Source organism: Paraburkholderia sp. BCC1876, assembly GCF_902833695.1.
Classification (GTDB): domain Bacteria; phylum Pseudomonadota; class Gammaproteobacteria; order Burkholderiales; family Burkholderiaceae; genus Paraburkholderia.
This window is the reverse complement of sequence record NZ_CADFGI010000001.1, coordinates 1,027,388-1,054,087: the sequence shown is the minus strand read 5'-3', so window position 1 is coordinate 1,054,087 and position 26,700 is coordinate 1,027,388. Positions and strand designations below refer to the sequence as shown.

Sequence of the window (26,700 nt, the reverse complement as noted above, 5' to 3'; positions counted from 1 at the left end):
GCACGGTTCTATAATCGACCGCACCCGTTCGCCGCGACATAGGTCGAGACACAGGCCGCAACCTAGCGCGGGCGAACGCTTCCTCCTTCGCACGAACCACCGGACCCGCCGATGAACACGCTGGCTCACGCGCTCGAACCGAACGACACCACGCTGGCCGGCATGCTGTCGCATTTCCGGCTGCTCGAGCCGGTGTTCGACGCCATGCCGGACGTCGTCTTTTTCGTCAAGGACGCCGAGGCGCGCTATGCGCTCGTCAACCGCACGCTAGCCTCGCGATGCGGCTTCAAGGAAAAATCGGCGCTGCTCGGCAGCACCGCCGAAGACGTTTTTCCGCGCCGCTTCGGGCGCATCTACACGGCGCAGGACAAGGCGATCATCAACGTCGGCAATCAGATGATCGATCAACTCGAACTGCATCTGTATCCCGGTCGTCAGCCGGGCTGGTGTCTGACCTGCAAGCAGCCGCTGCGCGATCCGGCGGGCAAGGTGGTCGGCCTCGCGGGCATTTCGCGCGACCTGAAAGCGGACGAAAGCAGCCATCCGGCCTACAGCCGGCTCGCCGCGGTCGTGCAGTCGATTCAGGACAATTACGTGCAGCCGCTGAATCTGAAGCAACTAGCGCTGATGGCGGATATGTCGGTCGCGCAACTGGAGCGCTACTTTCATAAGGTGTTTCATCTCACGCCGCGTCAGGTCCTGCTGAAAACCCGCCTGGACGCGGCCACCGCGCTGCTGGTCTCGCACGACAAAGTCACTGACGTCGCCGCGCTCTGCGGCTACACCGATCACAGCGCGTTCACGCGGCAGTTCAAGGCGACCGTCGGCATTACGCCGACCGAATACCGGATGCTGCTGCACGGGACATCGCGGGCCTGAGCCGCTGCCTATGGTCCGTCGCAGGCATCACTACTACGTCTACGTCGTGGCGTTGGACGACACCGTCTGGAACGAGGCGCGCTTTCGCCGCGCGAATCCGGATTACCGGTTCGACAAACCTTGCGTGTACGTGGGGATGACGGGACTCGATCCAGACTTGCGCTTCGACCGGCACAAGGCCGGCATTCAGGCGAACCGCTATGTGCGCGATTACGGCCTGAGGCTTGTGCCCGAGTTGTACGAGATATTCAATCCCATGCCTTATCGCGGCGCACAGGACATGGAGGTGGAATTGGCGATCGGACTGCGCGAGGCGGGCTACGGCGTGTGGCAGGCTTAAGGCGGGGGGCTCACGGGTATTTTCCGTGGCCTGAGCCGGGCAGGCGCTCTCAACTGACACAAAACGCTACAAAAATCTCATGCACGAGTCGGTCGACTCGCGCAACAGGGCGCCTTACTTCACGCCAAGTCCGCGCAGCACCGCATTGCCTTCAGACGTCAGGCGGAAATGCGCCGCGCCGGTTTCGTTGCCGGCAACCGTCTCGATCAACCCGGCTTCGTGAAGCTGCGGAATCTCGGGTTTCGCGGAGGCGTCGATCGGCGCGTGCAGCAACAGCAGCAGGGTGGCCAGTTCGTGGTGGCTCAGCAGGCGGCGCAGGATGGTAGGACGCTTGGCCGGCGCGGGGGTGTCGTTCGTGTTCTGGTCTGGCTGGTTCATGGTGCGTACCTCGTGCGGATTAGTCGTCTGCGGTGGATCATGCGGACGAAGTCTTAAACGATTCTTAAGACACCATTATCCTGTAACACCGTGACACGAAGATTGCACAAACACCGGTTACCGCTTGTTTTTATTGCCAATTTTTACCGCCGCCGAGCGCGCCTGAACTGCGCGCTAATCGCGCATCAACCTTACGGTGCGCAGGTTTTGCCGGCCTGCTCGATCCACAGATTGCTCACATGGCGTTTGCCGGCGTAGAAGCGGTAAGTGGTCGCTCCATTGTCGGCGCGCACCTTGATGATGTTCGAATCGCCGAAGTCGAGCATCTGACCCTGCGGGATCGCGGTCGATTTGAAAGCGGCGTTGTGATTGGTCGCGACTTGCGTCAGGCAGGCGACCACGTCGTTGACGGAGCGCTGCGTGGTGGTGTCGGTGACGGGTTCACCGGCATCCGGGTTCTTCTGGAAGTATGCGCAAGCGCTGAGAAGGAGGGGCACTGACAGGACTACAGCAAACTTCTTCATATCTCTCCTGGCGTTCGTTTCGGCCGATGGGACAGTAACGCCCGCAGACGGGGCGCCATGGCGCGGCACAGGCCGCGCGTTCAAAGGCGCCATTATATCGATGCGGTGTGGCTGCTTGCGGCGGTGCCGCATGTGGCGTGCCTGACGGGGTGCTGACTCGTTCGCGAACGCCCGAACCGCCGCTATCCCTGACCAACTACCCGCACGCCACCGCCCACCGCTACTTCCGCCGCTGCGCCTGCGCGGCAAGCCTCACAGCCGCATTCGCCGCGCCATACCCGTCGTACCCGCCGCGCCGTTCCACGATCTCCAGAAAAAACCGCTGATCCAACTGCTCCGTGTAAGCGTGGAAAAACTCGCCACCTCGCTCGTCGCGGTCGTAAAGGACGTTGTGCGTGCGCAGCGCGTCGAGCGTTTCATCCGGCAACGCGTAGCGAGCCTCGAGATCGTCGTAGTAATTGCGCGGAATGCGCAGCACCGGCAAGCCATCGGCGACGAACCCCGCAATCGCGCCGAAAATATCCGCCGTGCTGAACGCCACGTGATTCAGCCCGGAACCGTGATAGGTATGCAGCGCCTCGGCCACCGCCGTGTGACGATCCACCGACGCATTCAGCACGATCCGCACCGAGCCGTCCCCGCTGCGCAACGCACGGCTGCGCACCAGCCCGTACGGATCGGGCACCAGCACGCCCGGCTCGGCCTGGAAACCCAGCGCGGTGCGCAAAAACAGCACCCACGTGTCGAGCGAATTCGCCGGCACCGACAGGCAAACATGATCGATGCGCGCGAGCGGGCCCACTTCGGCCGGTCCGTTGACGTCGGTGAGGACGAAATCCGCTTCGAACAGCGTCGGCTGATCCGGCGTTTCATCGACGAAATAATTCAGGCTGCTGTCGGGCGCCTGCACGGCGGGCAGCACGCGTTCGTTCGGGCCGATCTGGCCGGAAAACGGCGCATAGCCGAAGCCGGCTGCGCGTTCGAACGCTTGCCGCGCATCGTCGACGCGAAACGCCGACGCGCACAGCGACAAGCCGTGCTGCTGAAAGAACGCGTTGGCAAACGAATCCGGCTCGGCGTTCAGCACGATCGACGCCGCGCCATGCTGAAACAGCGTCACGTCTTTCGAGCGATGCCGGCCGGCTTGCCGGAAGCGCAGCTTGTCGAGCCAGTCGACCAGATGCGCGCGCGTGGCGGGATCGACCGCGAACTCCAGAAACTGATAGCCGACGTGCGCGGGCGCGGCCGGTGAACGGTAGAGATCGCCGGCCGGTCGTTGCTCCGCGTCCAGCACGGCGCGCGTCTGCTCTTCGAGGAACAGCAACGAGCGATGCCCGTCCGCCGCCGTGGTCGTGGTGGGCGCCGCGCGAAAACCGTCGTTGAAAATCTCCAGCGAAAGCGGGCCCTGATAGCCGGTTTTGACGACCTGCGCGGTGAAGCCGGCCAGATCGAAATCGCCCTGACCGGGGAAACAACGGTAATGGCGGCTCCATTCGAGCACGTCCATGGCGAGCTTCGGCGCGTCGGCAATCTGCACGAAGGCAATGCGCTCGCCCGGAATGTCGGCGATCGCGTCGACGGTGTCGTTCAGCGACAGCGTGTGAAAACTGTCGAGCACCAGCCCCAGATTCGGATGATTCACCGCGTTCACCAGCTTCCACGCGTGCCGGTAGGTCTTGACATGCTTGCCCCACGCCAGCGCTTCGTAACCGGCGATCACACCGGCGGCTTCGGCCGCGCGGGCCAGTGCGCCGAGCTGGTCGGTCATTAACATGTCGTCGCCGATGGTGTCCGGCGAGACGTTGCTGCACACCAGAATCCGCTCCGTGCCCAGCTCGTGCATCACGTCGAATTTGCGTTTCGCGCGTTCGAGATTGCGCGCGAGGCGCTCCGGGCTCACACCGTCGAAATCGCGGAACGGCTGGAACAGCATGATTTTCAGCCCGAGATCATCGGCGATGCGCCGCACGTCGGCGGGCGAGCCGTCGAAATACAGCAGGTCGTTCTCGAAGATCTCGACGCCTTCGAAGCCCGCCGCCTGGATCGCGGTCAGCTTCTCGACGAGGGTTCCGCTGATCGACACGGTGGCAATCGAACGTTGCATGAACGGCTCCTGCAAAAACAATCAAACGGCTGTTGAAAAACGCCCGGCGACGACCGGCTAAATAGGCTCGCGAGCGGGCCGGTCGCGCATGTTGCAATGCGCAAAATGGTCTAGTCCGTTACTCGTCATAGTAATTCGTGTGCCGGAATCGCCGACCATAGTCGCGGTTTTCGCTAGTTTATACAAACTAACTAGATGGTACAAATTCGTAGAAACCCCGAATGACGGCGTCGACGGATGCGCGCACACTTCGTACACGTTGTAGAACCGCCGCGATTGCGTGGCGGCTTCAGGTCTTACTTTGCAGGGGTGTCGCCATGAGTTTTGCCTCCGTCCTGGTCCTCAACGGACCGAACCTCAATCTGCTCGGCACGCGCGAGCCCGCCATCTACGGCTCGGAAACGCTCGACGACGTCGCGAAGCTGTGCCGCGATGCGGGCGAGCGGCTGGATCTGTCGATCGAGTTCTGCCAGTCGAACGCCGAGCATCAACTGATCGACTGGCTGCACGCCGCACGCGCCAAAGTCGATGGCATCGTGATCAATCCGGCGGCTTACACGCATACCTCGGTGGCGATCGCCGACGCGCTCACGGCGATCGAAAAGCCTGTGATCGAAGTGCATATTTCAAACGTGCATCGGCGCGAGGCGTTCCGGCATCACTCGTATGTGTCGGCGGTGGCGGAGGCAATCATCGTCGGATGCGGCACGCAGGGCTATGTGCTCGCGCTCGAGCGGATGACGACTATTCTCAAGAATAGGGCGGCTAAATGAACACACCCGTGAACGCACAAACCCACTCGCAGGCCTCGGCGCATTCTTATCTGGTCGGACTGATCGGATCGGGCATCGGCGGCTCGTTGAGTCCCGCGATGCATGAAGAAGAGGGCAGCCGGCTCGAGCTGCACTACGTGTACCGCCGTATCGATCTGGAAGCGTTGAAACTCGATATTTCAGCGCTGCCCGACCTGTTGCTCGCTGCCGAACGCATGGGCTTCAACGGTCTGAACATCACGTATCCGTGCAAGCAGGCGGTCATTCCGCTGCTGGACGAACTCTCCGACGACGCGCGCGCCCTCGGCGCGGTCAACACGGTGCTGTTCAAAAACGGCAAACGCATCGGCCACAACACCGATTGGTCCGGCTTCGCCCGTGCTTTCCAGCGCGGTTTGCCGGACGTGTCGCTGGCGCGCGTCGTGCAACTCGGCGCGGGCGGCGCCGGCGCGGCGGTCGCGCATGCCGCGCTGAGCATGGGCGCGCAAGCGCTCACGCTATTCGACGTGGACGCCGCGCGCGCAACCGCTCTCGCCACCGAGTTGCAGCAACGCTTCCCGGCCAGCACGGTCAGCGCCGGCGATTCGCTGGTGGACTCGCTGGCGGAATCGCTGGCCGCAGCCAACGGCCTGATTCACGCGACGCCCACCGGCATGGCGAAACTGCCCGGCTTGCCGTTGCCGGTGGACTTGCTGCACCGCGATTTGTGGGTGGCGGACATCGTCTATTTCCCGATCCGCACCGAGTTGTTGCAGGCGGCCGAAGCGCTGGGTTGCCGCACGCTGAGCGGCGGTGGCATGGCGGTGTATCAGGCGGTCGACGCCATGCGCATTTTCACGGGACTCGAACCGGACGCCGAGCGCGTCTACACGCATTTCCAGTCCTTGCTGCCCCGCACCGAGCGCTGACCGTCAGCACACGACCGCGCTACAAACAGGACCATAAACAGACCGAGGAGAGAGACACGCCATGCCCCAACCGATCCCATCCAGCCCCGCGAGCGCCCCGAAGGATATTCCCCTGGGGGATGCCACGCTAAGCACCGCGCGCCGCTCGAAAGCCCGCTACCAGATTCTCGGCCTGCTCGCGGTCGGCACGATGATCAATTATCTCGACCGCACGGTGCTCGGCATCGCCGCACCGCAGTTGACCAAGGAACTCGGCATCAACGCCGCGCTGATGGGCCTGCTGTTCTCGGTGTTCTCGTGGAGCTACGTGGCGTCGCAGATTCCGGGCGGGCTGTTTCTCGACCGCTTCGGCAGCAAGCTCACGTATTTTCTGTCGATGACCTTCTGGTCGCTCTTCACGCTTGCACAAGGACTGGTGCACGGAATCGGCGCGCTGTTCGTGTTCCGACTCGGCCTTGGCGTCTCCGAAGCGCCGTGTTTTCCGACCAATAGCCGCGTGGTCGCCACCTGGTTCCCGCAAAACGAACGCGCCATGGCGACCGGCACTTACACGGTCGGCGAATACATCGGCCTCGCGTTTTTCAGCCCGTTCCTGTTCATGCTGATGGGCGCGTTCGGCTGGCGTTCGCTGTTCTTCGTGGTGGGCGGCGTGGGGCTCGTGTTCGGCCTGATCTGGTGGGCGTTCTATCGTGAGCCGCGCGATCATCCGTCGGCGAATCAGGCGGAGCTCGACTATATCGAAGCCGGCGGCGGTCTTACGCATCGAAAGAAAGACGTGAGCGCCGCGACGCTTGCGGGTGCGTCCGCGAAAAGCGGCTTCGAATGGCGGACGATTGGGCGTCTGCTGAAGCACCGGCAATTGAGCGGCATTTGCCTCGGCCAGTTCGCCGGCAACTCGACGCTGGTGTTCTTCCTCACCTGGTTTCCCACCTATCTCGCCACCGAGCGCCATATGGCGTGGCTCAAGATCGGCTTCTTCGCGATCATGCCGTTCATTGCCGCGTCGATCGGTGTGATGTTCGGCGGCTTCTTCTCCGACTGGCTGCTGCGCCGCGGCAAGTCGCCGAACGTGGCGCGCAAGCTGCCGATCATCGCCGGCCTGCTGCTCGCCTCGACGATCATTCTCGCCAACTACGTCGAGAGCAATGCGGTGGTGATCGTGATCCTGTCGGTGGCGTTCTTCGCGCAGGGCATGGCCGCGCTGGGCTGGACGCTGGTGTCCGATATCGCGCCCGAAGGCCTGCTCGGCGTGACCGGCGGCATTTTCAACTTCGCCGCGAATCTGGCTGGCATCGTCACGCCGCTGGTGGTGGGCTTTATCGTCGCGGCGACCGGTTCGTTTGTCGGCGCGCTGGTGTTTATCGGCGCTATCGCCATGGTCGGCGCGCTGTCGTACATCTTTATCGTCGGCGATATCAAGCGGATCGTGCTGGTGGATTGAATGCGCGGAGCGAGACGTAGCAGCACATAGCCACATGGCAGCAAAAAAAACGGGACGTGGTTTGCACCACGTCCCGTTTTTCATTGCACGGTTGCCTGCCTCAATCTTCCTTGCGCACGAAACGCAGCACGGCGTCCACGATCATCGCGCGATGCCGCGCCCGCAAGCGCGGATGCGACGGATCGCGGCCGAACGCGGCGCCGAAGGTATGGCGATTGCCAACGCGGTGAAAGCACAGCGAGCTGATCATCAGATGCAGATCGATCGCGTCGATGTCATTGCGGAACTGCCCCGTCGCGATGCCGCGCGCGAGCAGATCTTCTATCGTATGAATGACGGTGACGTTGCGGCCTTTGAAGCTCTTGACCTGCTCGACGTACTTCGCGCCGTGAATGTTCTCGATCGTCACGAGGCGCACGAAATCGCGCTGCCGGTCGTGATAGTCGAACGTGAATTCGACCAGCGCGCGCATGCCCGCGACCGGGTCGAGTTCGCTGATGTGCAGATCCTGTTCGAGCGCGCGAATGTCGCCGTACACTTTTTCCAGCACCGCCTGGTACAACCCTTCCTTGCTTTCGAAGTAGTAGTACAGCATGCGCTTGGTGGTGTTCGTGCGTTCCGCGATCGCGTCGACGCGCGCGCCCGTCAGGCCCATTGCGGAGAACTCCTGGGTCGCGACCTCGAGGATATTGCGCCGGGTCTGTTCGGGATCGTACTTGCGACGCGTGTCGGTGCGCGGAGTGTCCGACGGGATGCCGTTGGTATCAGGCTCGGCGGCCTTGCTTCCCTTTTTCATTGTGTATTCGAGCGGCAGTGACGGCGCATTCTAGCATGGCGAAAACGGCGTCCTGAGACGGTTTCGGGCGCTAACTATGGCGCATTGACGGGCGTCACGAAGCGGACCGTGCCGGCCGGCGACGCTCGGCCAGCGCGTCGCGCGTTTGCATCGCCGTGTAGGTCAGTTGCGCGGCCGCGAGACCGAGCGCGCCGAAGGCGGGCGTCAGGCCGAAGGTGGCGAACGCATCGGGCACCGGCCGCTCGCCGACAATCGCCGCCGCCAGCAGTTCGCCGGAGACGGTGGTCGGCGCCATGCCGTGACCGCCGAAGCCGACCGCGTACCAGACGCCGTCCACGCTGCGGCCGATTTGCGGCATCTTGTGGCGCGCGTAGCTCATCAGGCCGCCCCACGCGTGCTCGATCCGCACGTCGTGCAATTGCGGATAGACCTTCAGCAGATCGCGCCGCAACAGACGGGCGATGGTGTCCGGCGCGCGGTCGCGCACGGAGATGCGGCCGCCCCACAGAATGCGCGTGTCCGGCAGCGGACGGTAGTAGTCGAACGCGAAACGCGTGTCGTAGACGGCGGCGCGGGTGTCGATCGCGTCGCTCAGGCGGGCGCCGAGCGGTTCGGTGGCCATCACGTAGGTGGCGATCGGCAGCACCGCGCGCTCGACCTTCGCATAGACCTTGCGCGCATAGCCGCCGCCGGCCATCACGACGTGTTGCGCGTCGAGTGCGCCGTGCGGCGTATGCACGACGAACCCGGCGCCGTCGCGCTGCAAACTGACTACCGGCGACTGCTCGTGAATCCGCACGCCGGCGCGCGCAGCAGCAGCGGCCACACCGAGCACATATTTGAGCGGATGAAAGTGGAACGCGTTGCGCTCGAACAGACCGCCGTAATAGCGGCCGGTCTTGAGTTGTGTTGCGAGTTGCGAGGCCGGCACGAGTTCCCAGTCGACGCCGAACGCGTCGCGCATCAGACGCCGTTGCGCATCGAGGCGCGCCGGTTCGTCGAACCAGTTGGCGAGGATCACGCCGGCGTCGGTCGCGTCGCAGTCTACCGGGTAGCGCTGGATACGCTTGCGCATCAGATCGACGGCGTCCGTGGTCAGCGTATAGAGCTCACGCGCACGAACGGGCCCGAGGGCTTTCAGCAGATCGGCGCAATCGAGACTGTAGCCGCCGAACACGAAGCCGCCGTTGCGTCCGGATGCGCCGAAACCCACCTGCTGGGCTTCGAGCACCGTGACGTCGGTCACGCCGCGTTCAGCCAGTCCCAACGCCGTGGACAACCCCGCGAGCCCGCCGCCGATGATGCAGACCTTGACGCTGCGCCGCCCGTCGAGCGGCGCATAACCTGACGGGCGGGTAACGGTGGCTTCGTAAAAGCTCTGCATGCGGTTAGGGTAGCGGCAACCGGGCGCCCGTTCAGGACACCGGCAGCAGCTTGCCGCTAAACACCACCGGACCGCTCGGCGCATTCGGATTCGGCGAGCCGCCCGGCGCTTCGATCGACACCGCCAGCGCCGCATAACTCTCCGGCTTCTGCAGACCGGCCGGCACCTTGCCGCTCGCGCTGTCAGGCAGCATACCGAGCGCAACCGGATGGCCGCTCGCCGGGATGCCCCACAATTCCATCGCACGGCCCGCAGGCAAATCGACATTGCCGAGCGGATGCAGCGTCATCGTGGAATGCGCTTCGTCCCACGCGACCAGCATGACCGGATGCGAGTCCTTGTTATTCAGCACGGCGACATGCGAAACAGCGGTTTCGGGCTGTTGCGCGACGACCGGCGCCGTGGCGGGCGTGGCAGCGGACGGCAACAGCGAGCGCACCGCGACCACCACCGCAACCGCGGCGAGTCCGGTCACGCCGAGCGCCCAGCCGCGCCAGAACGCGAGGTTCTCGAAGATGCTGCGCGACGGCCGCACCGGGGTTTCGACCACGGTGCGCGGCCGTGCCGCTTCACGTGTGGCGGTCAGCCCGAGACGACGTTCGATGGCTTGCCACACTTCCGCCGGCGGCATGCGCGGTTCCGCGAGTTCGGCCATCGGCGAGATGCGCCGCTGCCATTCGTCGACGGCTTTGCGCACGGTCGTGTCGTGTTCCGCGTACAACTGGAAGCGGCGCCGGGCGCCGCCGCGCAGCGTGCCGAGTACGTATTCGGCGGCCAGCAGATCGACCAGCTGAGGATAGCGATGCAGGTTCATCACTCGCCTCCCAGACAGGTTTTCAGCTTGGCCAGGCCGCGCCTGATCCAGGATTTGATGGTGCCGAGCGGCACCGTCAGCACGTCGGCGATCTCGCTATGGCTCTGATCGCGCAGGTAGGCGAGGGCTACCGCCTGTCGCTGCGCCGGTTCCAGCTGCTGCATGCAGCCGGCCAGCAAACGTGCCTGCAGGCTGACCGCGGTCAGCGCTTCGGGATCCGGATCGCCGGTTGCCACGAGATCGTCCAACGCATCGCTCCATTCTGTTTCCTGCTTGTTGACCCGCCGCAGGTGATCGAGAGCACGGTTTCGGACAATTGCCGACATCCACGTCATCGGGGCGGACAGTGCGCGGCTATAGTCGCCGGCAAAGCGCCAGATGTTGACGAAGCTGTCCTGCAAAACTTCTTCTGCCCACTCGTGCTTGCTCAATATACGGAGCGCGAGGCCAAACAGTTTCGGGGCGGCGAGATCATATAACTCTCGTAATGCCGCCGCGTCTTCTTTGGCAACACGTTCGAGCAGCTCGGCAAGGGTTTCCGGCGTTAATTCTCGAGGATTGGCGGTCATGGAAAGAGATAGGTTGGCGTGCGGGCCTATGTTACTCAATTTCGCCGCTGTCTTATATGCGGGTTTTTTTGCCGGCGCGTGCATCCATTGCGGCGGGCTCCGCGTATATGGCTGCAGAGCCCGGGGCTGCGGGCGGCGGCGTCATGATGGACAAGGCCGGCGCGGCGAGTGTGAGCGCCGGGCGGTTGGGACACGGGGTGCGTGTGCAGGGAGGGCAGTGCCGTTGTACGAGCCTGGGTGAACGGCCGGCAATGGAGCCAAGCGATGCGGGACAGATAACGCGTCGCGGGTGTGTTGAACGTTGTACGGGGAAGCCGGGCTCATTCCCGACAGGTCCGGACGGTGGTCGATCGTTGAATCGGCAACCGTCCGGACCGGAATGGGCGGGTTGGTTTTTTTATCGACGCCAGCGCTTCAGCGACCCCAACGCAGCACTAACGGGTCGAGTCGTCGTGCGACTTTGAGAAGTCCTTCACGCGTGGCCGGATGCATGGGCGGCAGCGGATGACGCACCGCGTCCGATTGGATCACGCCGCCTTCCTTCATCAAGGCTTTGCACGACGCGAGGCCGCCCTGGCGGTTTTCGTAGTTGATCAGCGGCAGCCACTGCTGATAGTGCGCGGCCGCCGCCTCGGTCTTGCCGCTCGCATAGGCGTCGACGATCAGCCGGATGCCGTCCGCGTAGCCGCCGCCCGTCATCGAACCCGTTGCGCCCGCATCCAGATCGGCCATCAGCGTGATCGCTTCTTCGCCGTCCCACGGACCGACCACCGCGTCGCCGCCCAGTTCGATCAGTTCGCGCAGTTTGTTCGCCGCTTGCGGCACTTCGATCTTGAAGTACGACACGTGTTCCAGCTCGCGCGCCATGCGGGCGAGAAACGGCGCGGACAATGCGGTGCCGCTGACCGGCGCGTCCTGGATCATGATCGGCAGATCGATCGCGTCCGACACCGTGCGGTAGAACTCATAGATACCCCGCTCGCCGATGCGGATCGTCGCGCCGTGATACGGCGGCATGATCATCACCATCGCGGCGCCCGCCTGCTGCGCGCGTCGGCTGCGTTCGGCGCATTGCTGCGAGCTGAAATGCGTGGTCGTGACGATCACCGGCACGCGGCCCGCCACATGGTCGAGTGCGAGGTGCATCAGCGTGTCGCGTTCGTCGTCGGACAGGGCGAACTGTTCGGAGAAGTTCGCCAGAATGCACAGGCCGTTCGAACCGGCGTCGATCATGAAGTCGATGCAGCGTTTCTGGCCGTCGAGGTCGAGGCGTCCGGCGTCGTCGAAAATGGTCGGCACGACCGGGAAGACGCCGCGCAACGCGGCGGATTGGGATGTCGAGATCATGATGGCGGTCCGTTCGAAGAGGGGTTTTGAATGTCTCCGGCGCCGACTATACGGCGGTGAGCACCCCGGGTATATTGAATTGTTTCCATCTTGTGATCGCTTTTGCGACTCACCCGCGAACAGCCCGCCGCGTCGCGGTTTGCCCTCAAGCCATGAAAGACACCCTGAACGTCCTGCTGTCGAAACTGCGCATGAAGCAATTGCAATTGCTGATCGCGCTCGACGACCAGAAGTCGCTGCACAAAGCCGCCGGCACGATGTCGATGACGCAATCGGCCGCCAGCAAGGCCTTGCAGGAACTGGAAGCGATGCTGGAGGCGCCGCTCTTCGAGCGCTCGAAGAGCGGCATGATCCCGAACCCGCTCGGCCATTGCGTGATCCGCTATGCCCGCCTGATGGCGACCGACCTCACCGCGCTGTGCCAGGATGTCGCCGAGATCCGTTCCGGGCGCGGCGGACGTCTCGCGGTCGGCGCGATCATGGGCGCGATTCCGGCCTGCGTGGTGCCGGCGCTGAATCAGTTGCATGCCGGGCAACCGGGGCTATCGATCGAGGTGATGGAAGACACCAGCGCGCGCATGCTGCAGCAACTCGACGACGGGCGGCTCGACCTGGTGATCGGCCGTGCGGCGGTCGCGGGCGATCCGTCGAAGTATCACTATCGTCCGCTCGGCGACGAGCCGTTGTCGGTGGTGGTGGGGCATGGCCATCCGCCGTTGCCGCGCAAGGAAGTGACGCTGCGCGATCTGGCCGGTCACCGCTGGGTGACCTACCCCTTGCATATGCCGTTGCACGCGCTGCTCGAACGCGAGATGGATCTGGCCGGTCTCGAGATGCCCGACAACCCGATTTCAACGGCTTCCACTTTCGTGACAGTCGCGTTACTGCACAGCAGCGCCGAGCTGGTTTCGTTGCTGCCGACCGCGATCGCCGAGATGTTCGTCGCGCGGAAGATGCTGCGCGTCGTGCCGGTCAAGCTGAAATCGCCGTCGCAAACCTTCGGCATCGTGACGCGCAAAGGCGGCGTGCTGTCGCCGCCGGCGGAACGCTTTATCGAACTGGTACAAGCCCAGACGGCGGAGCCGGCGCAACGCCACGAACAGCCCGAGCGGCCGGTGCGCGCACGGCGCCGTCGAGACGCGGCGCAAAAGCAAAAAACCGCCTGAGAGAGGCGGTTTTTTGTCACGCGAAAGACTTTCAATATCTCACGACAAACGGCCCGCCGCCATGTCTTGAGAAGGGTGTTGTAGCCGCGACACTGTCGGGTAAATCCGTACCAATCGCGCTTTCAGGTTCCGCGCTAAACTGCTTCGAAGGTGCGCCAGATCCAAGAGCTTGGCGCCCTGTCGGGGAGAGCAACCATGAATCGGCCACTGGTTCGGTTACCGTTTCGCGCAACAGGCATGACGCCTGTCCGGAAGTGGTTCAAATGGGTACTGGCGGCGGCGTTTCTGCTCGCGCTGGCATTCGCGGTGCGCTTTTGCCAGATCGAGATTCAGACCTCGCGGCTGCAGGCGCACTACCTCTCCGAACTGACTCGCGACGTGGGCTTTTCCGTCGCCGACGGTCCAAGTCATTCCATCCGTTTCCCTCAGGCAAACCAGGGTCCGTACGACAGTCGGCTCGGCTACGCGTTGCTGCCGTCCATCCAGCAGCGTCTGCTGCAACGCGGGTTTGAAATCAGCGCCCAGGCGCGCGATTCCGACCGGATGCTGTGGTTATCGGATAACGGTTTATTCCTGCCGTACGCCGAGAAAGATCAGGCGGGTTTGCAACTCTTCGACGGCACCGGCGCGCCGCTTTTCGGCGCCCAGTTTCCCGGCCGCGTTTATGACGATTTCGACGCGATTCCGCCGCTGGTCGTGAATTCGTTGCTGTTTATCGAAGACCGCTATCTGCTCGATCCCGATCAGCCGAATCGCAACCCCGCGATCGACTGGGGGCGCTTCAGCCGCGCGCTGGTCGATCAAGGTGCGCGTGTGTTCAACCATCATCAGTCGACGCCCGGCGGCAGCACGCTCGCCACGCAGATCGAGAAATTCCGTCACTCCGCCGGCGGCCGCACGGCGACGCCGCCGGAGAAGTTGCGGCAAATCGCGTCGGCTTCGGTGCGCGCGTATCTGGGCGGCCCGCAGACGCTGCCCGCGCGCCGGCAGATCGTCGTGCATTACCTGAACTCGGTGCCGCTCGCCGCGCAGCCGGGCATCGGCGAAATCAATGGGATCGGCGACGGTCTCGCCGCCTGGTACGGACGCGATTTCAACGACGTCAACCGCATTCTGAAAGCGCCTTCCACCGAGGCGAATTTGCCGGAACAGGGCATAGCGTTCAGGCAGGTGCTGTCGCTGATGATCGCGCAACGTGCGCCGTCGTATTTCCTGCATCACGGCTACGACCAGCTCGAACAGTTGACCGATAGTTATCTGCGCTTACTCGCGAGCGGCGGCGTCGTATCGATGCCGCTGCGCGACGCCGCGCTGTCCGCGCGGGTCGAGTTGCATCGCACGCCGCATAGCACGCCGAACGCGGACTCTTTTGTCTCGCGCAAGGCCGTCACGTCGATGCGCTCGCATCTATTGGCCGCACTCGGCGTGCCGAGTTTCTACGAGCTCGACCGTCTCGACCTGCAAGCCACGGGCACGCTGAACAATGCTGTACAGCAGGCCGTCAGCGAACGGCTCGCCGCTGCCGGCACACGTGACGGCGCCAAGGCCGCGGGTCTGGTCGGTTTCGAAATGCTGCGGCCGGCGGATGATCCGTCGAGAATCACCTACAGCTTTACGTTGTTCGAACGCACTGGCGGCGCGAACCTCGTGCGCGTGCAAACCGACAGCGTCAACCAGCCGTTCGACATCAACTCCGGCGCGCGGCTGAATCTGGGCTCCACCGCGAAACTGCGTACCGTCGTCACGTATTTGCAGATTGTCTCCGATCTGCATACGCGATATGCGCCACTGAGCAACACGGAACTGAAAGCGGTCAAGCCCGATCCGAACGACCAGCTCACGCGTTGGGCGCTCGACTATCTGACGCACACCGCCGACCGCTCGCTGCAACCCATGCTCGATGCGGCGGTGGAGCGCAAATACTCGGCCAATCCGGGCGAAACGTTCTACACAGGCGGTGGCGCGCAAACCTTCAACAACTTCGAGTCCGACGACAACAGCCGCATCCTCACCGTACACCGCGCGTTCCAGCATTCGGTGAACCTGGTGTTCGTGCGGCTGATGCGCGATATCGTCCACTACGAGATGGTGCAGACCACGGGGCCGTCATCGCAATGGCTCGACGATCCGGCAATCCGCAAACAGTATCTGACGCAGTTCGCCGATCAGGAAAGCCGCGTCTATCTCGGGCGTTTCTATACGAAGTACCACGACAAGAATCCCGATCAGGCGCTCGCGCTGCTGCTGCTCGGCGTGCGCAAATCGCCGCCCAAGATCGCGACGGTGTTGCGCAGCGTTGCGCCGGACGAATCGAACGCGTGGTTCAACGCGAAGATGCGCGAAGCGCTGAAGAACACGCCGGCCGCCTCGGTGCTGGACGATGAAGACCTCGCGAATCTGTACGCGAAGTACGCGGTGGACCGCTTCAATCTGAACGACCGCGGCTATATCGCGAGCGTGCACCCGCTTGAATTGTGGACGCTCAACTATCTGCGCCGGCATCCCGATGCCACGTTGAACCAGATGCAGACTGCGAGCCGCGACGTGCGTCTGTCTACGTATTCCTGGCTCTTCAAGACGCGCTATCACGCAACTCAGGATCGCCGCATCAAGCGCATGGTCGAACTGCGCGCCTACGAGGCGATCGGCAAATCGTGGCAGGCGCTCGGCTATCCGTTTTCGAACCTGACGCCCTCGTATGCCGCGGCGATCGGTGCGTCGGGTGACCGGCCTGCCGCGCTCGCGCAACTGATCGGCGTGATTGCCAGCGACGGCAATAAATTGCCGACCGAGAGCCTCACGCAAATCGACTTCGCGAAAGACACGCCGTATGAAACGCATTTCCAGCGCGCGGCGATAGCGCCGCAACGGCAGGTGTCGCCGGAAATCGCGGGCGTGGTGAAAGTGCTGTTGCGTGACGTCGTGCTGGGCGGCACGGCGAAGCGTCTCGCACAAGGCATGAGCTTCCCCAATGGCCAGACGCTCGAGGTGTACGGCAAGACGGGAACCGGCGATCAGCGCTTCAATGTGTTCGCCAAAGGCGCGCGGCTGATCGAGTCGCGCAAAGTGAATCGCAGCGCGACTTTCGTGTTCGTCATGGGCGATCGGTTCTACGGTACGTTGACCGCTTATGTGCATGAACCGTATGCGGCGCACTACGAATTCACCAGTGCGCTGTCCGTGCAATTGCTGAAGTCGCTGGCGCCGGTGTTGCAGCCGCTGCTGGAGAAAGCGCCGGTGAAAACCGCCGTGACCGCTACGAAGGTGGCCGCGCAATAAGGCTTTCTGCCAGCGCTTTGAAGCAACCGGCGGCGCTTAATAATCCGTATCCGCCGCCGGTTTGAGAAACAGCTCATGCACCGGCGCGAAGTGCGCGTAGAGCGGCAGAATCGCGCCGCCCATCGCTCGTGCATCCGCGCCGATCGCGCCTTCCAGTAGTTGCGGGCGCACCATGCCTTCCCACTCGAAACGATCGAGCACGCGTTCGGTACGGCGAATGATTTCCCGCACCAGTTGCCGATCGAATTCACCGTCGATCACCACGGCATCGAGGTCGAGCAACGCGGCCGCATTGGTCAGCGCGTTGGCCATGGCAGGGCACGCGCTATCGAGCCATTGTTCGGTATGCCGCCACAGTTCCGGCGACAGCGCACGATGATCGTGCGCGGCGGCGGCCGGCGCGCCCGCGTCGCTCAACAGTTTTTCCAGCACGAAGCCCGACGCTGCATGCAACAGTTGCCGCGCGGGCTTGCGCGCGCCGCTGCCTCCCGTGCCTCCACTGCCGCTGCCGCCGAGTGGAATCGAGCCGACCGCGCCGGCGTTATCGTGCGGGCCGCTATGCAGGCGTCCGTCGATCACGAGGCCGCCGCCGATAAAAGTGCCCACGAACAGATACAGAAAATTGTGGATGCCGCGGCCCTGGCCCATCACGAGTTCGGCGGCGCAGGCGGCCGTGGTGTCCTTCGCGAACTCGACGGGCAATCCGGTCATCGCGGCGATGCGCGTGCGCAGATCGATCTCGTGCCACGCGTCCAGCGCGTCGGGCGGGGCGCCGAGAAAATCGCGCCAGCCGCCCAGCCACAGCGGCGCTGCCACGCCCACGCCGACCACCTTGCTCGCCTTCGCGCCGAGTGTCTGGTTCACGCGCGCCAGTTTGCTTTCGAGCGCTGGAAACAACGTGCGCGGATCGGGGTAGGCGTATTCGAAAACGTCGCGACACACTACATGTCCCGCGAAATCCATCGCCAGTACGTCGAGACTGCGGCGTCCCACCTTGATGCCGATGGTGTAAGCGCCGTCCGCACGCAACGCGATCGGCACGGACGGCTGGCCGATCCGGCCGCGCACGCGCGCGTGCTTTTCGAGCAGGCCGTCGACGATCAGACGGTCGACGATCATCGACACCGTCTGCATCGACAGACGCGTCAGGCGGCCGACGTCGGCCTTCGGCAGCGGTCCGTGCAGGCGGATCGCCTGCAGCACGATCCGCTCGTTGAACTGCCGCATGCCGACCTGATTCGAGCCGACCGTGCGTTTGAGAGGCGAGCGGGCGCCGGTGGTATCCATGGCCGGGACGCCGTTCAGCAGGAGACCGGCATCATGCGATCGCCTTGACGTCGGCTTCCTTGGCGCCCGTCATGATCGCCACCGCTTCGGACATGTGCACGTCTTTCGTATTGACGAGCGCCGCGCGCCGCCCGAGGCGCTGGATATGGATGCGGTCCGCCACCTCGAACACGTGCGGCATGTTGTGGCTGATCAGGATCACCGGCAGGCCGCGTTCGCGCACGCGGCGGATCAGTTCGAGCACCATGTTGCCTTCCTTCACGCCGAGCGCGGCGGTGGGCTCGTCGAGAATCACCACGTGTCGCGCGAACGCCGCGCTGCGCGCGACGGCCACGCCCTGGCGCTGACCGCCCGAGAGCGTTTCGACCGCCTGGCGCATCGAGCGGATACCGATCTGCAGGTCCTTCATATGCGCGGTCGCTTCTTCGAGCATGCGGCGTTTGTCGATCATCTTGAAGATCGAGCCGCGCCAGCCCGGCTTCACCAATTCACGCGCGAGGAACAGGTTTTCGGCGATGCTCATGGCCGGCGCCACCGCGAGTTCCTGATACACGGTTTCGATGCCTTGCGCGCGCGCATCCAGTGGGCTGCGGAATTTGACCGGCTTGCCGTCGAGCAGAATCTCGCCTTCGTCCGGCACCGTGGCGCCGGAAAGCGCCTTGATCAACGACGATTTACCTGCGCCGTTGTCACCGATCACCGCGAGAATTTCGCCGGGCAGCACTTCGAAATCGCAACCGTCGAGCGCGGTCACGTTGCCGTAGCGTTTGACGAGGCCACGCGCCTGAAGGACAGGCATCGCGGTAGAAGCAGAAGTAGGGGTCGACATGACGGGCTCCTTTTGAACGCTCAACCGCGACGATGGGAAAGTTTGTCCGCGGCCACCGCGAGAATCACCAGCATGCCGGTGATCAGCACCTGGTAGACCGAGGACACGCCGATCAACGTCAGACCGTTGCGGAACACGCCGACGATCAACGCGCCGAGCAGCGTGCCGACAATCGAACCGCGTCCGCCGAACAGACTCGTGCCGCCGAGCACGACCGCGGTAATGCTGTCGAGATTCTCGGTTTGCCCTGCCTGCGGATCGCCCACGCCGGTACGCGACACCGACAGCAGCGCGGCGATGCCGTAGATCGCGCCCGCCAGCGAGTACACGGTCAGCAGGATTTTTTGCGACGACAGACCCATCAGCCGCGCGGCCTCGGCGTTATTGCCCAGCGCATACAGATGCCGGCCGGGCACCGTGTCGCGCAGCACGAACCAGGTGGCCAGGTACATGAGCAGCGTGAGGACGGTGCCGTACGTGACATCCGCGGGGCCGAGCTTGAAGGTGTTGCCGAGGAACATGATCGCGTCCGGCAGATTCGACACGCTCTCGGCATTCGAGTAGATCTGCGTGAGCGCGAAGGCGATATTCAACGTGCCCAAAGTAACGATGAACGCGGGCAGTTTGATGCGCGTGATCAGCACGCCGTTGAGCGCGCCGAACAGGGCGCTCGCGGCCACGCCGCACACAATCGCGAGCACCGGCGGCACGCCGAGCGTGACCGCGAACTTGGTCATGATGATCGAGCCGAACGCCATCACCATGCCGCACGACAGGTCGATGCCGCCGGTCAGCACGATCAGCGTCTGGCCGATTGCGATGACCGCGACGACCATGGTTTGTTGCAGGATCAACGAGAGGTTCTGGAACGACAGGAAGCGGTTGCTCTGCGAAATGAAGAACGCGCAGGCGAGCACCAGTGCGATCAGCGGGCCGACTTCGGCGAGCGACGGCAAACGGTCGGCGAAGGGGCGCGAGTGGCTGGCAGGCGCGGAAGGAGTCGACATGATGGAGATCCTCGATGCATGAGCGCGGCGCACGGGCCACGCGGCAAATCCGGTGGCGGCCCGCCGGTATAACGGCGAGCCGCCGGTCCGTACGCGTTACTTGTTGCCCCAGCAGTTGTCGAGGCCGAACTTGGTGTCTTTACTGTCGATACCGGACATCGGCTTGTCGGTGATCAGCGTCACGCCGGTGTCCTGATAGCCCGACACCTTCTTGCCGGTCTTCGCGTAGTCCACGCCCGCGGTCACGCCGAGCGAGGCCATCTTCAGCGGATATTGCTGCGAGGTCGCGGCGATCGCGCCGGCCTTCACGTTGCGCACGCCTTCACAGCCGCCGTCGATCGACACGATCATCACGCTCTTGTCCTTGCCAGCCGCTTTCAACGCGCGATACGCGCCGGCTGCGGCCGGTTCGTTGATCGTGTAGACCACGTTGATATCAGGCGATTTCTGCAGGCAGTTTTCCATCGCCGTCTGGCCCTTCGCCTGATCGCCGCGCGTGTCCTGGCTGCAGACGATCGACGCATCGCCTTCCTTCACGCCAAAGCCTTCCAGGAAGCCGTTATGACGCAGCACGCCGACCGACACGCCGGGCGCGAGGTCGAGCGTGGCGATCTTCGCCGGCTTGCCGTTCATCGCGGCTTTCGCGTATTTGCCGATCAGCACGCCGGCCTTGAAGTTGTCGGTGGCGAACAGGGCGTCGGTGGCGTCTTGCGGATCGGTCGGTGTGTCGAGCGCAACCACCATCACGCCGGCGGCGCGCGCTTTCTTGATGCTCGGCACGATCGCCTTGGTGTCGCTCGGCGTGATCAGAATCGCTTTCGCGCCGGCCGTCATCATGTTTTCGATCGCGGTGACCTGGCTGGCGTTGTCGCCGTCGAACTTGCCGGCCGCGGTGATCAGCTTCGCGCCGTCTTTGGCGGCGGCCGCTTCGGCGCCCTGTTTCATCTTCACGAAGAACGGATTGGTGTCGGTCTTGGTGATCAGGCCGACCACCGGCTGATCGGCCGCCTGGCTCGCGCTCGCACACCACACGGCGGACGCCGCGACGCACATCGACACGACTTTCCTGGCGACAGGATGCCTGCGGGAATTCAGATTCATGGGACGCTCCTCCGGTTATTGGCAACGACGTAATGGACTGCTGGCGGTTGCAGACGCGAACGCTGCGTGCCTGGCAACCTGGTCGGCGGCCTGGTTGGGCTCGCCTAAATCACTTTGGTTGATTTAGTACAGCAGGCGCGACGAGGCACGTCAAGCAACGAATCCGAACGAGGGATGACCCGCGCGAATCGGCGTGAAGGCTGCAAGCCTTACGTGACAGGGCGAGGGCGGCTTGGTGCGGTGCGAGATGGCGCGCCGGGGCTTCGGGAAAGTCCTGGCTCGATTGAAAGTGAGTTGAAGGGTGCGTGAGGGGGGATTGGCGCACGCGCGGCGTGCGCCATGTGGCTCGACTTACCGACGCGGCGCGAGCGTTTGCCGCTTCGTTTCAAGCTGCGTGACGACGCGTTGCAGAGTCCGTTCGGCCGTCCCCGGCAGTTGCACGAACTTGCAGCCGATCACGTAGCGCCGGTCGCCCTTCTGCGTGACCAGCCGACGCGGCGCGACGATTTCCAGGTCGAGGCGCAGCGTGCCGAAACCGCCGAGTTGCAGCGTGACGTCGCGCAGAATCGTGCCGGCGTCGAGCGAACCGACACGTTCGTCGGCGGTATTCAACGCGATGCCGCCTAGCGACAGATCCTGCAACTCCAGCCGGAACGAGCCGCCATCCACGTAAGCGCCGCTTGCCGTGTACGGATCGAGCACGGGGGTCTGCACGCGGAAGAACTCGCGCCGTTGCACGGAGTAGAGCAGCGCGGGAAAGGCGGCCTCGAAAGCGGGCAGGCCGTCGAACACGATCGGCGTCGCGTTGAGCGTCGTGAACTCGGTGCGGATGCCGCCCGGTAGGCTGCGGAACGTCAGTTGGCGTGCGCCGGGAAGCGCGCGGTTATCGTCGGCGACGTTACCCGCGTCGAAGATAAAACGTGCATTGCGCGAGTCGACGTCGAGCAGTTGCGTGACGATCTGCTTGCCGCCGAATTCCACCGTCACGAAGTCCTGATTCGCCACCAGGTTGCGCAGGCAAACGGCGATTTGCAACGGGTGACGTTGCGCGAAATTTGAATCGATATCCGAAGCCCGAGTGAGTGTCGGTTCGGCGACGTCGGCGTCCAGTTGAAGATCGGCGATCATTTGAGTATCCATGTGTTTGGGTGGCCTTTGCGTGTCTTATTGCAGAGACCGTGCCAACAGCATGGAGCGCGGGAAAGATCGCCGTGAAGCCTTGTGCCGCGTGGGTTTGAGACGAATTGACCGGACCGGCGTTACCGCCGTTTGCAGCGTTCGCTACGTAACGCCCGGGCGGGCGTTACGGCCACATCAGCGCGAACGCGGCGCGCCGGTGGAGGCACGCACGACCAGTTCGGGCGGCGACGAAATCCGCATCGGCACGCATGCCGCGTCGCGTCCCGCTTGCCCATACGACGACTCGATCAGCTCGCGCAACAACGACACCGCAAGCCCAGCGACTTCCACGGTCGGCACGGCCACCGTAGTCAGCGCGGGACGCGATTCGCGCGCGAGCTGAATGTCGGTGATGCCGATCACGGACAGGTCGTCCGGCACATGCAGGCCGAGATCCGCGGCGGCATGCATCGCGCCGAGCGCGGGCAAGTCGTTGGTCGAGAAAATCGCGGTGAGTTTGGGATCGGCTTCGAGCAGCGCGCGCGCCGCGTCGTAGCCGCCTTGAATCGTATCGAGCGCATGTTTGACGGGGCTTTTCGGCGCGCCTGCCGCGTGCAGCGCATCGACAAAACCCTGATAACGCGCCGCGTGAATCCCCGACGCCTTGCTGCCGACAATCGCGCCGATCCGCCGATGCCCCAGCCCCAGCAGATGCGCGCCGGCCAACTCGCCCGCCAGACGAAAATCCACCGCGACGCACGGCAATCCGGGTGGCTCGTTAGGCCGCTCCCACATGCACAGCACGACCGGCGTGCCGCGTGCTTCGGTGGTGTGCAGGTCGGCGAAATCGAGGTTCGCGTTCGTCACGAGCACGCCCTCGGACAACGTGCCGGCAATCTGGTCGAGATACGCGCGGCCGGTCTGCGGATCTTCGTTGGTATTGCAGATGATCACGAAGTGGCCGCTGGTGCGCGCCGCGCGTTCGACGGCCAGCGCGAACTCCGGATAGAACGGATTGGCGATGCTCGACACCATCAGCGCGAGCGTCGGCGCGCGACCCTCGGCGAGCGCGCGGGCGGCGAGGTGCGGACGGTAGCCGAGCGCGTCCACGGCATCGAGCACCCGCTGGCGGGTTTGCGCGCCGACCCGGCCGCGATTGCGCAGCACGTTGGACACCGTGGCAGGGGTGACGCCGGCATGACGCGCGACTTCGCTGAGTGTGGGCATGGTTTTTCAATATATGGGATGGGTGTCCGGCATTTGCATCGAGGCACGAGGCGCGGCACCATCTGTCTCATAAACAAACGATATCGGAGACAGGCAAGACCCAACGATCGCTCGCGATCGATTTTTTCGGGTCTGCTGATTAAGCGCTTAATCTTCGACTTCGAGCCGATTAAATCACGGAGTCGATGCGATGGCGAGCATTTCGTTAAGAGGCGTGCAGAAGGCGTATGGCGACGGCGCGTTAGTGATCCGCGACGTCGATCTCGAGATTGGCGAGAACGAGTTCTGCGTATTTCTCGGTCCATCCGGTTGCGGCAAGTCGACCTTGTTGCGGATGATCGCCGGCCTCGAAGACGCGACCGACGGCGACCTCTCGATCGACGGACGCCTCGTCAACGACGTGCCCGCCGCGCAACGCGGCGTGGCGATGGTGTTCCAGAGCTACGCGCTGTTTCCGCACATGACCGTGTTCGAGAACATGGCCTTCGGCCTGAAGCTCGCCAAAACCCCGAAAGACGAAATCGACCGCAAGGTACGCGAAGCCGCGCGCATTCTGCAGCTGGAGGCGTTGCTCGATCGTCGGCCGAAAGCGTTGTCGGGCGGTCAGCGGCAACGGGTGGCGATTGGCCGCGCGATCGTGCGGCAGCCCGGCGTGTTTCTGTTCGACGAACCCTTGTCCAATCTCGATGCCACGCTGCGTGGGCAGACCCGCATTGAAATCGCGCGGCTGCATAAGCAGTTCGCCAAAGCCAGCGTGGTCTACGTGACGCACGACCAGATCGAAGCGATGACGCTCGCCGACAAGATCGTGTTGCTGCACGCCGGCAAGGACACGGAGCGCTACGGCAGCATCGCGCAGATCGGCGCGCCGCTCGAGTTGTATCACCGCCCGAAGAGCCGCTTTGTCGCCGGTTTCATCGGTTCGCCGCGCATGAATTTTCTGCCGGGACGCGTGCAGTCGGTCGATCCGCAAGGCGTGCTCGTGACGCTCGACCACACCGGCGAAAACGTCCACGTGCCGGTGAGCGGCGAAGGCCTGCAGGCCGCGCACCCGGTCACGCTCGGTGTGCGTCCTGAGCATCTGGAGTTGCTCGACGCATCCTCCGCCGCCAGCGACGCCGCCGTCCTGACCCGCACCGTCTCGCTCATCGAACAGCTCGGCGAACACAGCTACGTCCACCTCGATCAACCCGGCGGCGCCGCGCTGATCGCCAAAGCGCCGGGCGACACACGCCTTGTGCCCGGCGACGAGGCGCGCTTGCGCGTGCCCCGTGCCGCTTGCCATTTGTTTACCGAAGACGGCTTTGCCGCCGCTTCGCTCGAATCCGTCGAACACTACGCATAGAGGACATTCGGATGCGCCTTGGAGTCTGTTATTACCCGGAACACTGGCCGGAGTCGATGTGGGAAGACGACGCTCGCCGGATGAAAGCCCTCGGCATCGAACAGGTGCGGATCGCCGAATTCGCGTGGGGCCGCATCGAGCCCACGCCCGGCGAATACGATTGGGGCTGGCTGGATCGCGCGATCGACGTGCTCGGCGCGGCCGGTCTGCAGGTCGTCATGTGTACGCCGACCGCGACGCCGCCCAAGTGGTTGATCGATCGTCATCCGGATATTTTGCCGATCGGCGCGGATGGGCGTCCGCGTGCGTTCGGCTCACGCCGTCATTACGACTTCTCGTCGCCGTCGTATTTCGTTGCATCCGAGAAGATCTGCACGGCGGTGGCCGAGCGTTACGGCAAGCATCCGGCGGTCGCGTACTGGCAAACGGATAACGAATTCGGCTGCCATCACACGGTGGTGAGCTACTCGCCGGCGGCGGTGGGGCGCTTTCGCGAATGGCTGAAGGCGAAATATCAAACTGTCGACGCGCTGAATCGCGCGTGGGGCACGGTGTTCTGGAGCATGGAGTACCGCAGCTTCGACGAGATCGACGCGCCGGTCGCGACCGTGACCGAAGCGCATCCGTCGCATCGCCTCGATTACCGGCGTTTCGCGTCCGACGAAGTCGCGCGCTATAACCGCATGCAGGTCGAGATCATCCGCGCGCATTCGCCGGGGCGGCCGGTCGCGCACAACTTCATGCAGCTCTTCACCGAGTTCGATCACTACAAGGTCGCCGCCGATCTCGACGTCGCGTCGTGGGACAGCTATCCGCTCGGCGCGCTCGAAGAACAATGGTTCGCGCCGGACGTGAAGGCGCGCTGGCTGCGTAGCGGTCATCCCGACTTTGCGTCGTTCAATCACGACGTCTATCGCGGCATGTCGAAGCTGCCGTTCTGGGTGATGGAGCAGCAGCCGGGTCCGGTGAACTGGGCGCTGTGGAATCCGGCGCCGCTGCCGGGCATGGTGCGCCTGTGGAGTTGGGAAGCGTTCGCGCACGGCGCCGGTTGCGTGTCGTACTTCCGCTGGCGTCAGGCGCCGTTCGCGCAGGAGCAGATGCATGCCGGGCTGAACACGCCGGATAACCGGCTCGACATGGGCGGTAACGAAGCGGCGCGGGTGGCCGACGAAATTCGCACGGTGCTTGCGGCGGATGCCGACGCTAACGCCGCGATTCGCTCGACCGTCGCGCTGGTCTACGACTACGAGGCGAAGTGGTTGTTCGAGATTCATCCGCAGGGGGCGGACTTTCACTATCCCCGCTTTGCGTTCGAGTATTACTCGGCGCTGCGCGCGCTCGGACTCGACGTCGATGTCGTGCCGGTCGATGCGCCGCTCGACGGCTACCGGATGATCGTCGTGCCGCCGCTGCCGGTGGTGCCGGACGATCTGGCCGCGCGGCTGGCAAGCTCGGGAGCGCAGGTGGTGTTCGGGCCGCGCACCGGCTCGAAGACCGCGGACTTGCAGATTCCCGCCCATTTGCCGCCGGGTGCGCTGGCTTCGGTGTTGCCGCTGCGGGTCTGGCGCGTCGAGTCGATGCGGCCGAACGTGACCGAAGCGGTGCGTTTCAACGATAGCGGCAAAGCGAACCACGACGCGAGCCGTGCCGATGGCTTCGCGCGGCATTGGCGCGATTTCATCGAAGCTGATGATGCCGATGCCCGTGCTTCGTTCGACGTGCTCGCCCAGTTTGCGGACGGCCAGCCGGCGTATGTGCGAAGCGGCGCGTTTCACTATCTCGCGAGTCTGTTCGACGAGGCGCTGACCACCCGGCTGTTCTCGCGCATCGCCCAGCAGGCGGGCCTCGAAACGATGTGGCTCGGCGACAGTGTGCGCTTGAGCCGACGCGGCGCGCTGACCTATGTGTTCAACTATGGCGACGACGCGTACACGCTCGCCGATATCGATGAACAAGCCATCGTAGTCGGCGCGCGTGAGATAGAACCGCAAGGCGTGAGCGTCTACCGATCGAACACGACGACATAACACGCGCGAGTACCGCTGACGAATAGCGCTGACCGGCAGGATTCCACGCAGTAAAT

The 26,700-nt window shown here is 64.0% G+C and carries 23 protein-coding genes; 9 read left to right on the top strand and 14 right to left on the bottom strand.

What is annotated here, in order from left to right; translation table 11 throughout:
- Window positions 1-111 precede the first annotated feature (111 nt).
- Both HWY05_RS04555 and HWY05_RS04550 read left to right on the top strand, forming a co-directional pair.
- Complete coding sequence (locus tag HWY05_RS04555; protein ID WP_176057528.1) at window positions 112-879, top strand: AraC family transcriptional regulator; 768 nt, start codon at window positions 112-114, stop codon at window positions 877-879.
- A gap of 10 nt (window positions 880-889) precedes the next feature.
- Entirely contained in the window at window positions 890-1,219 is a 330-nt protein-coding gene (locus HWY05_RS04550; protein WP_035558839.1) for a hypothetical protein, read from the top strand.
- 114 nt (window positions 1,220-1,333) lie between these two features.
- Here the strand turns inward: HWY05_RS04550 and HWY05_RS04545 are convergent, their stop codons facing one another.
- From HWY05_RS04545 to HWY05_RS04535, 3 genes are all read right to left on the bottom strand, one after another.
- Entirely contained in the window at window positions 1,334-1,597 is a 264-nt protein-coding gene (locus HWY05_RS04545; protein WP_035558836.1) for a hypothetical protein, read from the bottom strand.
- Between the two features lie 191 nt (window positions 1,598-1,788).
- The gene (locus HWY05_RS04540; protein WP_176057527.1) at window positions 1,789-2,121 is read right to left on the bottom strand and encodes a hypothetical protein; all 333 of its coding nucleotides are present in this window, start codon (window positions 2,119-2,121) and stop codon (window positions 1,789-1,791) included.
- 220 nt (window positions 2,122-2,341) lie between these two features.
- The gene (locus HWY05_RS04535) at window positions 2,342-4,225 is read right to left on the bottom strand and encodes a sugar phosphate isomerase/epimerase and 4-hydroxyphenylpyruvate domain-containing protein (protein ID WP_035558831.1); all 1,884 of its coding nucleotides are present in this window, start codon (window positions 4,223-4,225) and stop codon (window positions 2,342-2,344) included.
- A gap of 317 nt (window positions 4,226-4,542) precedes the next feature.
- Between HWY05_RS04535 and aroQ the strand changes: the two genes are divergently transcribed.
- The 3 genes from aroQ (at window position 4,543) to HWY05_RS04520 (ending at window position 7,347) form a co-directional block, all read left to right on the top strand.
- Window positions 4,543-4,998 (top strand): type II 3-dehydroquinate dehydratase, encoded by a 456-nt coding sequence (aroQ, locus tag HWY05_RS04530; protein ID WP_035558828.1) that lies wholly within the window; start codon window positions 4,543-4,545, stop codon window positions 4,996-4,998.
- On the top strand, window positions 4,995-5,906 hold the full coding sequence (locus HWY05_RS04525) for a shikimate dehydrogenase (RefSeq protein WP_176057526.1): 912 nt from the start codon (window positions 4,995-4,997) through the stop codon (window positions 5,904-5,906). Before aroQ ends, HWY05_RS04525 begins: the two co-directional genes overlap by 4 nt.
- 61 nt (window positions 5,907-5,967) lie before the next feature.
- The gene (locus tag HWY05_RS04520) at window positions 5,968-7,347 is read left to right on the top strand and encodes an MFS transporter (protein ID WP_176057525.1); all 1,380 of its coding nucleotides are present in this window, start codon (window positions 5,968-5,970) and stop codon (window positions 7,345-7,347) included.
- A gap of 100 nt (window positions 7,348-7,447) precedes the next feature.
- On the opposite strand, the gene HWY05_RS04515 is transcribed toward HWY05_RS04520, so the two are convergent.
- The 5 genes from HWY05_RS04515 to HWY05_RS04495 all read right to left on the bottom strand — a co-directional run bounded on the left by HWY05_RS04515 (window position 7,448) and on the right by HWY05_RS04495 (window position 12,257).
- Window positions 7,448-8,143: a TetR family transcriptional regulator gene (locus HWY05_RS04515; RefSeq protein ID WP_176057524.1), complete on the bottom strand. Its 696-nt coding sequence runs from the start codon at window positions 8,141-8,143 to the stop codon at window positions 7,448-7,450.
- Window positions 8,144-8,237: 94 nt separating this feature from the next.
- Complete coding sequence (locus HWY05_RS04510) at window positions 8,238-9,527, bottom strand: FAD-binding oxidoreductase (protein WP_176057523.1); 1,290 nt, start codon at window positions 9,525-9,527, stop codon at window positions 8,238-8,240.
- Window positions 9,528-9,558: 31 nt separating this feature from the next.
- Entirely contained in the window at window positions 9,559-10,341 is a 783-nt protein-coding gene (locus HWY05_RS04505; RefSeq protein WP_035558817.1) for an anti-sigma factor, read from the bottom strand.
- Window positions 10,341-10,910 carry a sigma-70 family RNA polymerase sigma factor gene (locus HWY05_RS04500; RefSeq protein ID WP_035558815.1) on the bottom strand — a complete coding sequence of 190 codons (570 nt, stop codon included), beginning with the start codon at window positions 10,908-10,910 and terminating at the stop codon, window positions 10,341-10,343. Before HWY05_RS04500 ends, HWY05_RS04505 begins: the two co-directional genes overlap by 1 nt.
- 414 nt (window positions 10,911-11,324) lie before the next feature.
- Window positions 11,325-12,257, bottom strand: a complete 933-nt coding sequence (locus HWY05_RS04495; RefSeq protein WP_035558813.1) for a dihydrodipicolinate synthase family protein — start codon at window positions 12,255-12,257, stop codon at window positions 11,325-11,327.
- Between the two features lie 152 nt (window positions 12,258-12,409).
- On the opposite strand from HWY05_RS04495, the gene HWY05_RS04490 reads away from it, so the two are divergent.
- Together HWY05_RS04490 and HWY05_RS04485 are read left to right on the top strand one after the other, a co-directional pair.
- Window positions 12,410-13,423: a LysR family transcriptional regulator gene (locus HWY05_RS04490; RefSeq protein ID WP_176057522.1), complete on the top strand. Its 1,014-nt coding sequence runs from the start codon at window positions 12,410-12,412 to the stop codon at window positions 13,421-13,423.
- 195 nt (window positions 13,424-13,618) lie between these two features.
- Window positions 13,619-16,702 (top strand): transglycosylase domain-containing protein, encoded by a 3,084-nt coding sequence (locus tag HWY05_RS04485; RefSeq protein ID WP_176057521.1) that lies wholly within the window; start codon window positions 13,619-13,621, stop codon window positions 16,700-16,702.
- A gap of 36 nt (window positions 16,703-16,738) precedes the next feature.
- On the opposite strand, the gene HWY05_RS04480 is transcribed toward HWY05_RS04485, so the two are convergent.
- From HWY05_RS04480 to HWY05_RS04455, 6 genes are all read right to left on the bottom strand, one after another.
- Window positions 16,739-17,989 carry an ROK family transcriptional regulator gene (locus tag HWY05_RS04480; protein WP_176057520.1) on the bottom strand — a complete coding sequence of 417 codons (1,251 nt, stop codon included), beginning with the start codon at window positions 17,987-17,989 and terminating at the stop codon, window positions 16,739-16,741.
- Between the two features lie 31 nt (window positions 17,990-18,020).
- On the bottom strand, window positions 18,021-18,818 hold the full coding sequence (locus HWY05_RS04475; RefSeq protein ID WP_035558806.1) for an ATP-binding cassette domain-containing protein: 798 nt from the start codon (window positions 18,816-18,818) through the stop codon (window positions 18,021-18,023).
- Window positions 18,819-18,838: 20 nt separating this feature from the next.
- Complete coding sequence (locus tag HWY05_RS04470; RefSeq protein WP_035558804.1) at window positions 18,839-19,825, bottom strand: ABC transporter permease; 987 nt, start codon at window positions 19,823-19,825, stop codon at window positions 18,839-18,841.
- A 96-nt stretch (window positions 19,826-19,921) separates the two neighbouring features.
- The gene (locus tag HWY05_RS04465) at window positions 19,922-20,926 is read right to left on the bottom strand and encodes a sugar ABC transporter substrate-binding protein (protein ID WP_035558802.1); all 1,005 of its coding nucleotides are present in this window, start codon (window positions 20,924-20,926) and stop codon (window positions 19,922-19,924) included.
- Window positions 20,927-21,277: 351 nt separating this feature from the next.
- Window positions 21,278-22,054, bottom strand: a complete 777-nt coding sequence (locus HWY05_RS04460) for a flagellar brake protein (protein ID WP_176057519.1) — start codon at window positions 22,052-22,054, stop codon at window positions 21,278-21,280.
- Between the two features lie 186 nt (window positions 22,055-22,240).
- Window positions 22,241-23,272, bottom strand: coding sequence for a LacI family DNA-binding transcriptional regulator (locus tag HWY05_RS04455; RefSeq protein ID WP_176057518.1), 1,032 nt, complete (start codon window positions 23,270-23,272; stop codon window positions 22,241-22,243).
- 190 nt (window positions 23,273-23,462) lie between these two features.
- On the opposite strand from HWY05_RS04455, the gene ugpC reads away from it, so the two are divergent.
- Both ugpC and HWY05_RS04445 read left to right on the top strand, forming a co-directional pair.
- Window positions 23,463-24,617 (top strand): sn-glycerol-3-phosphate ABC transporter ATP-binding protein UgpC, encoded by a 1,155-nt coding sequence (gene ugpC, locus HWY05_RS04450; protein WP_176057517.1) that lies wholly within the window; start codon window positions 23,463-23,465, stop codon window positions 24,615-24,617.
- 11 nt (window positions 24,618-24,628) lie between these two features.
- Window positions 24,629-26,644 carry a beta-galactosidase gene (locus tag HWY05_RS04445; protein WP_176057516.1) on the top strand — a complete coding sequence of 672 codons (2,016 nt, stop codon included), beginning with the start codon at window positions 24,629-24,631 and terminating at the stop codon, window positions 26,642-26,644.
- The last annotated feature ends 56 nt before the right edge of the window (window positions 26,645-26,700 follow it).

What these genes read in the sequence shown, in the direction of transcription:
- HWY05_RS04555 (WP_176057528.1), top strand. Translation starts at nt 112, where the DNA reads ATGAACACGCTGGCTCACGCGCTCGAACCGAACGACACCACGCTGGCC.
- HWY05_RS04550 (WP_035558839.1), top strand. Translation starts at nt 890, where the DNA reads ATGGTCCGTCGCAGGCATCACTACTACGTCTACGTCGTGGCGTTGGAC.
- HWY05_RS04545 (WP_035558836.1), bottom strand. Translation starts at nt 1,597, where the DNA reads ATGAACCAGCCAGACCAGAACACGAACGACACCCCCGCGCCGGCCAAG.
- HWY05_RS04540 (WP_176057527.1), bottom strand. Translation starts at nt 2,121, where the DNA reads ATGAAGAAGTTTGCTGTAGTCCTGTCAGTGCCCCTCCTTCTCAGCGCT.
- HWY05_RS04535 (WP_035558831.1), bottom strand. Translation starts at nt 4,225, where the DNA reads ATGCAACGTTCGATTGCCACCGTGTCGATCAGCGGAACCCTCGTCGAG.
- aroQ (WP_035558828.1), top strand. Translation starts at nt 4,543, where the DNA reads ATGAGTTTTGCCTCCGTCCTGGTCCTCAACGGACCGAACCTCAATCTG.
- HWY05_RS04525 (WP_176057526.1), top strand. Translation starts at nt 4,995, where the DNA reads ATGAACACACCCGTGAACGCACAAACCCACTCGCAGGCCTCGGCGCAT.
- HWY05_RS04520 (WP_176057525.1), top strand. Translation starts at nt 5,968, where the DNA reads ATGCCCCAACCGATCCCATCCAGCCCCGCGAGCGCCCCGAAGGATATT.
- HWY05_RS04515 (WP_176057524.1), bottom strand. Translation starts at nt 8,143, where the DNA reads ATGAAAAAGGGAAGCAAGGCCGCCGAGCCTGATACCAACGGCATCCCG.
- HWY05_RS04510 (WP_176057523.1), bottom strand. Translation starts at nt 9,527, where the DNA reads ATGCAGAGCTTTTACGAAGCCACCGTTACCCGCCCGTCAGGTTATGCG.
- HWY05_RS04505 (WP_035558817.1), bottom strand. Translation starts at nt 10,341, where the DNA reads ATGAACCTGCATCGCTATCCTCAGCTGGTCGATCTGCTGGCCGCCGAA.
- HWY05_RS04500 (WP_035558815.1), bottom strand. Translation starts at nt 10,910, where the DNA reads ATGACCGCCAATCCTCGAGAATTAACGCCGGAAACCCTTGCCGAGCTG.
- HWY05_RS04495 (WP_035558813.1), bottom strand. Translation starts at nt 12,257, where the DNA reads ATGATCTCGACATCCCAATCCGCCGCGTTGCGCGGCGTCTTCCCGGTC.
- HWY05_RS04490 (WP_176057522.1), top strand. Translation starts at nt 12,410, where the DNA reads ATGAAAGACACCCTGAACGTCCTGCTGTCGAAACTGCGCATGAAGCAA.
- HWY05_RS04485 (WP_176057521.1), top strand. Translation starts at nt 13,619, where the DNA reads ATGAATCGGCCACTGGTTCGGTTACCGTTTCGCGCAACAGGCATGACG.
- HWY05_RS04480 (WP_176057520.1), bottom strand. Translation starts at nt 17,989, where the DNA reads ATGGATACCACCGGCGCCCGCTCGCCTCTCAAACGCACGGTCGGCTCG.
- HWY05_RS04475 (WP_035558806.1), bottom strand. Translation starts at nt 18,818, where the DNA reads ATGTCGACCCCTACTTCTGCTTCTACCGCGATGCCTGTCCTTCAGGCG.
- HWY05_RS04470 (WP_035558804.1), bottom strand. Translation starts at nt 19,825, where the DNA reads ATGTCGACTCCTTCCGCGCCTGCCAGCCACTCGCGCCCCTTCGCCGAC.
- HWY05_RS04465 (WP_035558802.1), bottom strand. Translation starts at nt 20,926, where the DNA reads ATGAATCTGAATTCCCGCAGGCATCCTGTCGCCAGGAAAGTCGTGTCG.
- HWY05_RS04460 (WP_176057519.1), bottom strand. Translation starts at nt 22,054, where the DNA reads ATGATCGCCGATCTTCAACTGGACGCCGACGTCGCCGAACCGACACTC.
- HWY05_RS04455 (WP_176057518.1), bottom strand. Translation starts at nt 23,272, where the DNA reads ATGCCCACACTCAGCGAAGTCGCGCGTCATGCCGGCGTCACCCCTGCC.
- ugpC (WP_176057517.1), top strand. Translation starts at nt 23,463, where the DNA reads ATGGCGAGCATTTCGTTAAGAGGCGTGCAGAAGGCGTATGGCGACGGC.
- HWY05_RS04445 (WP_176057516.1), top strand. Translation starts at nt 24,629, where the DNA reads ATGCGCCTTGGAGTCTGTTATTACCCGGAACACTGGCCGGAGTCGATG.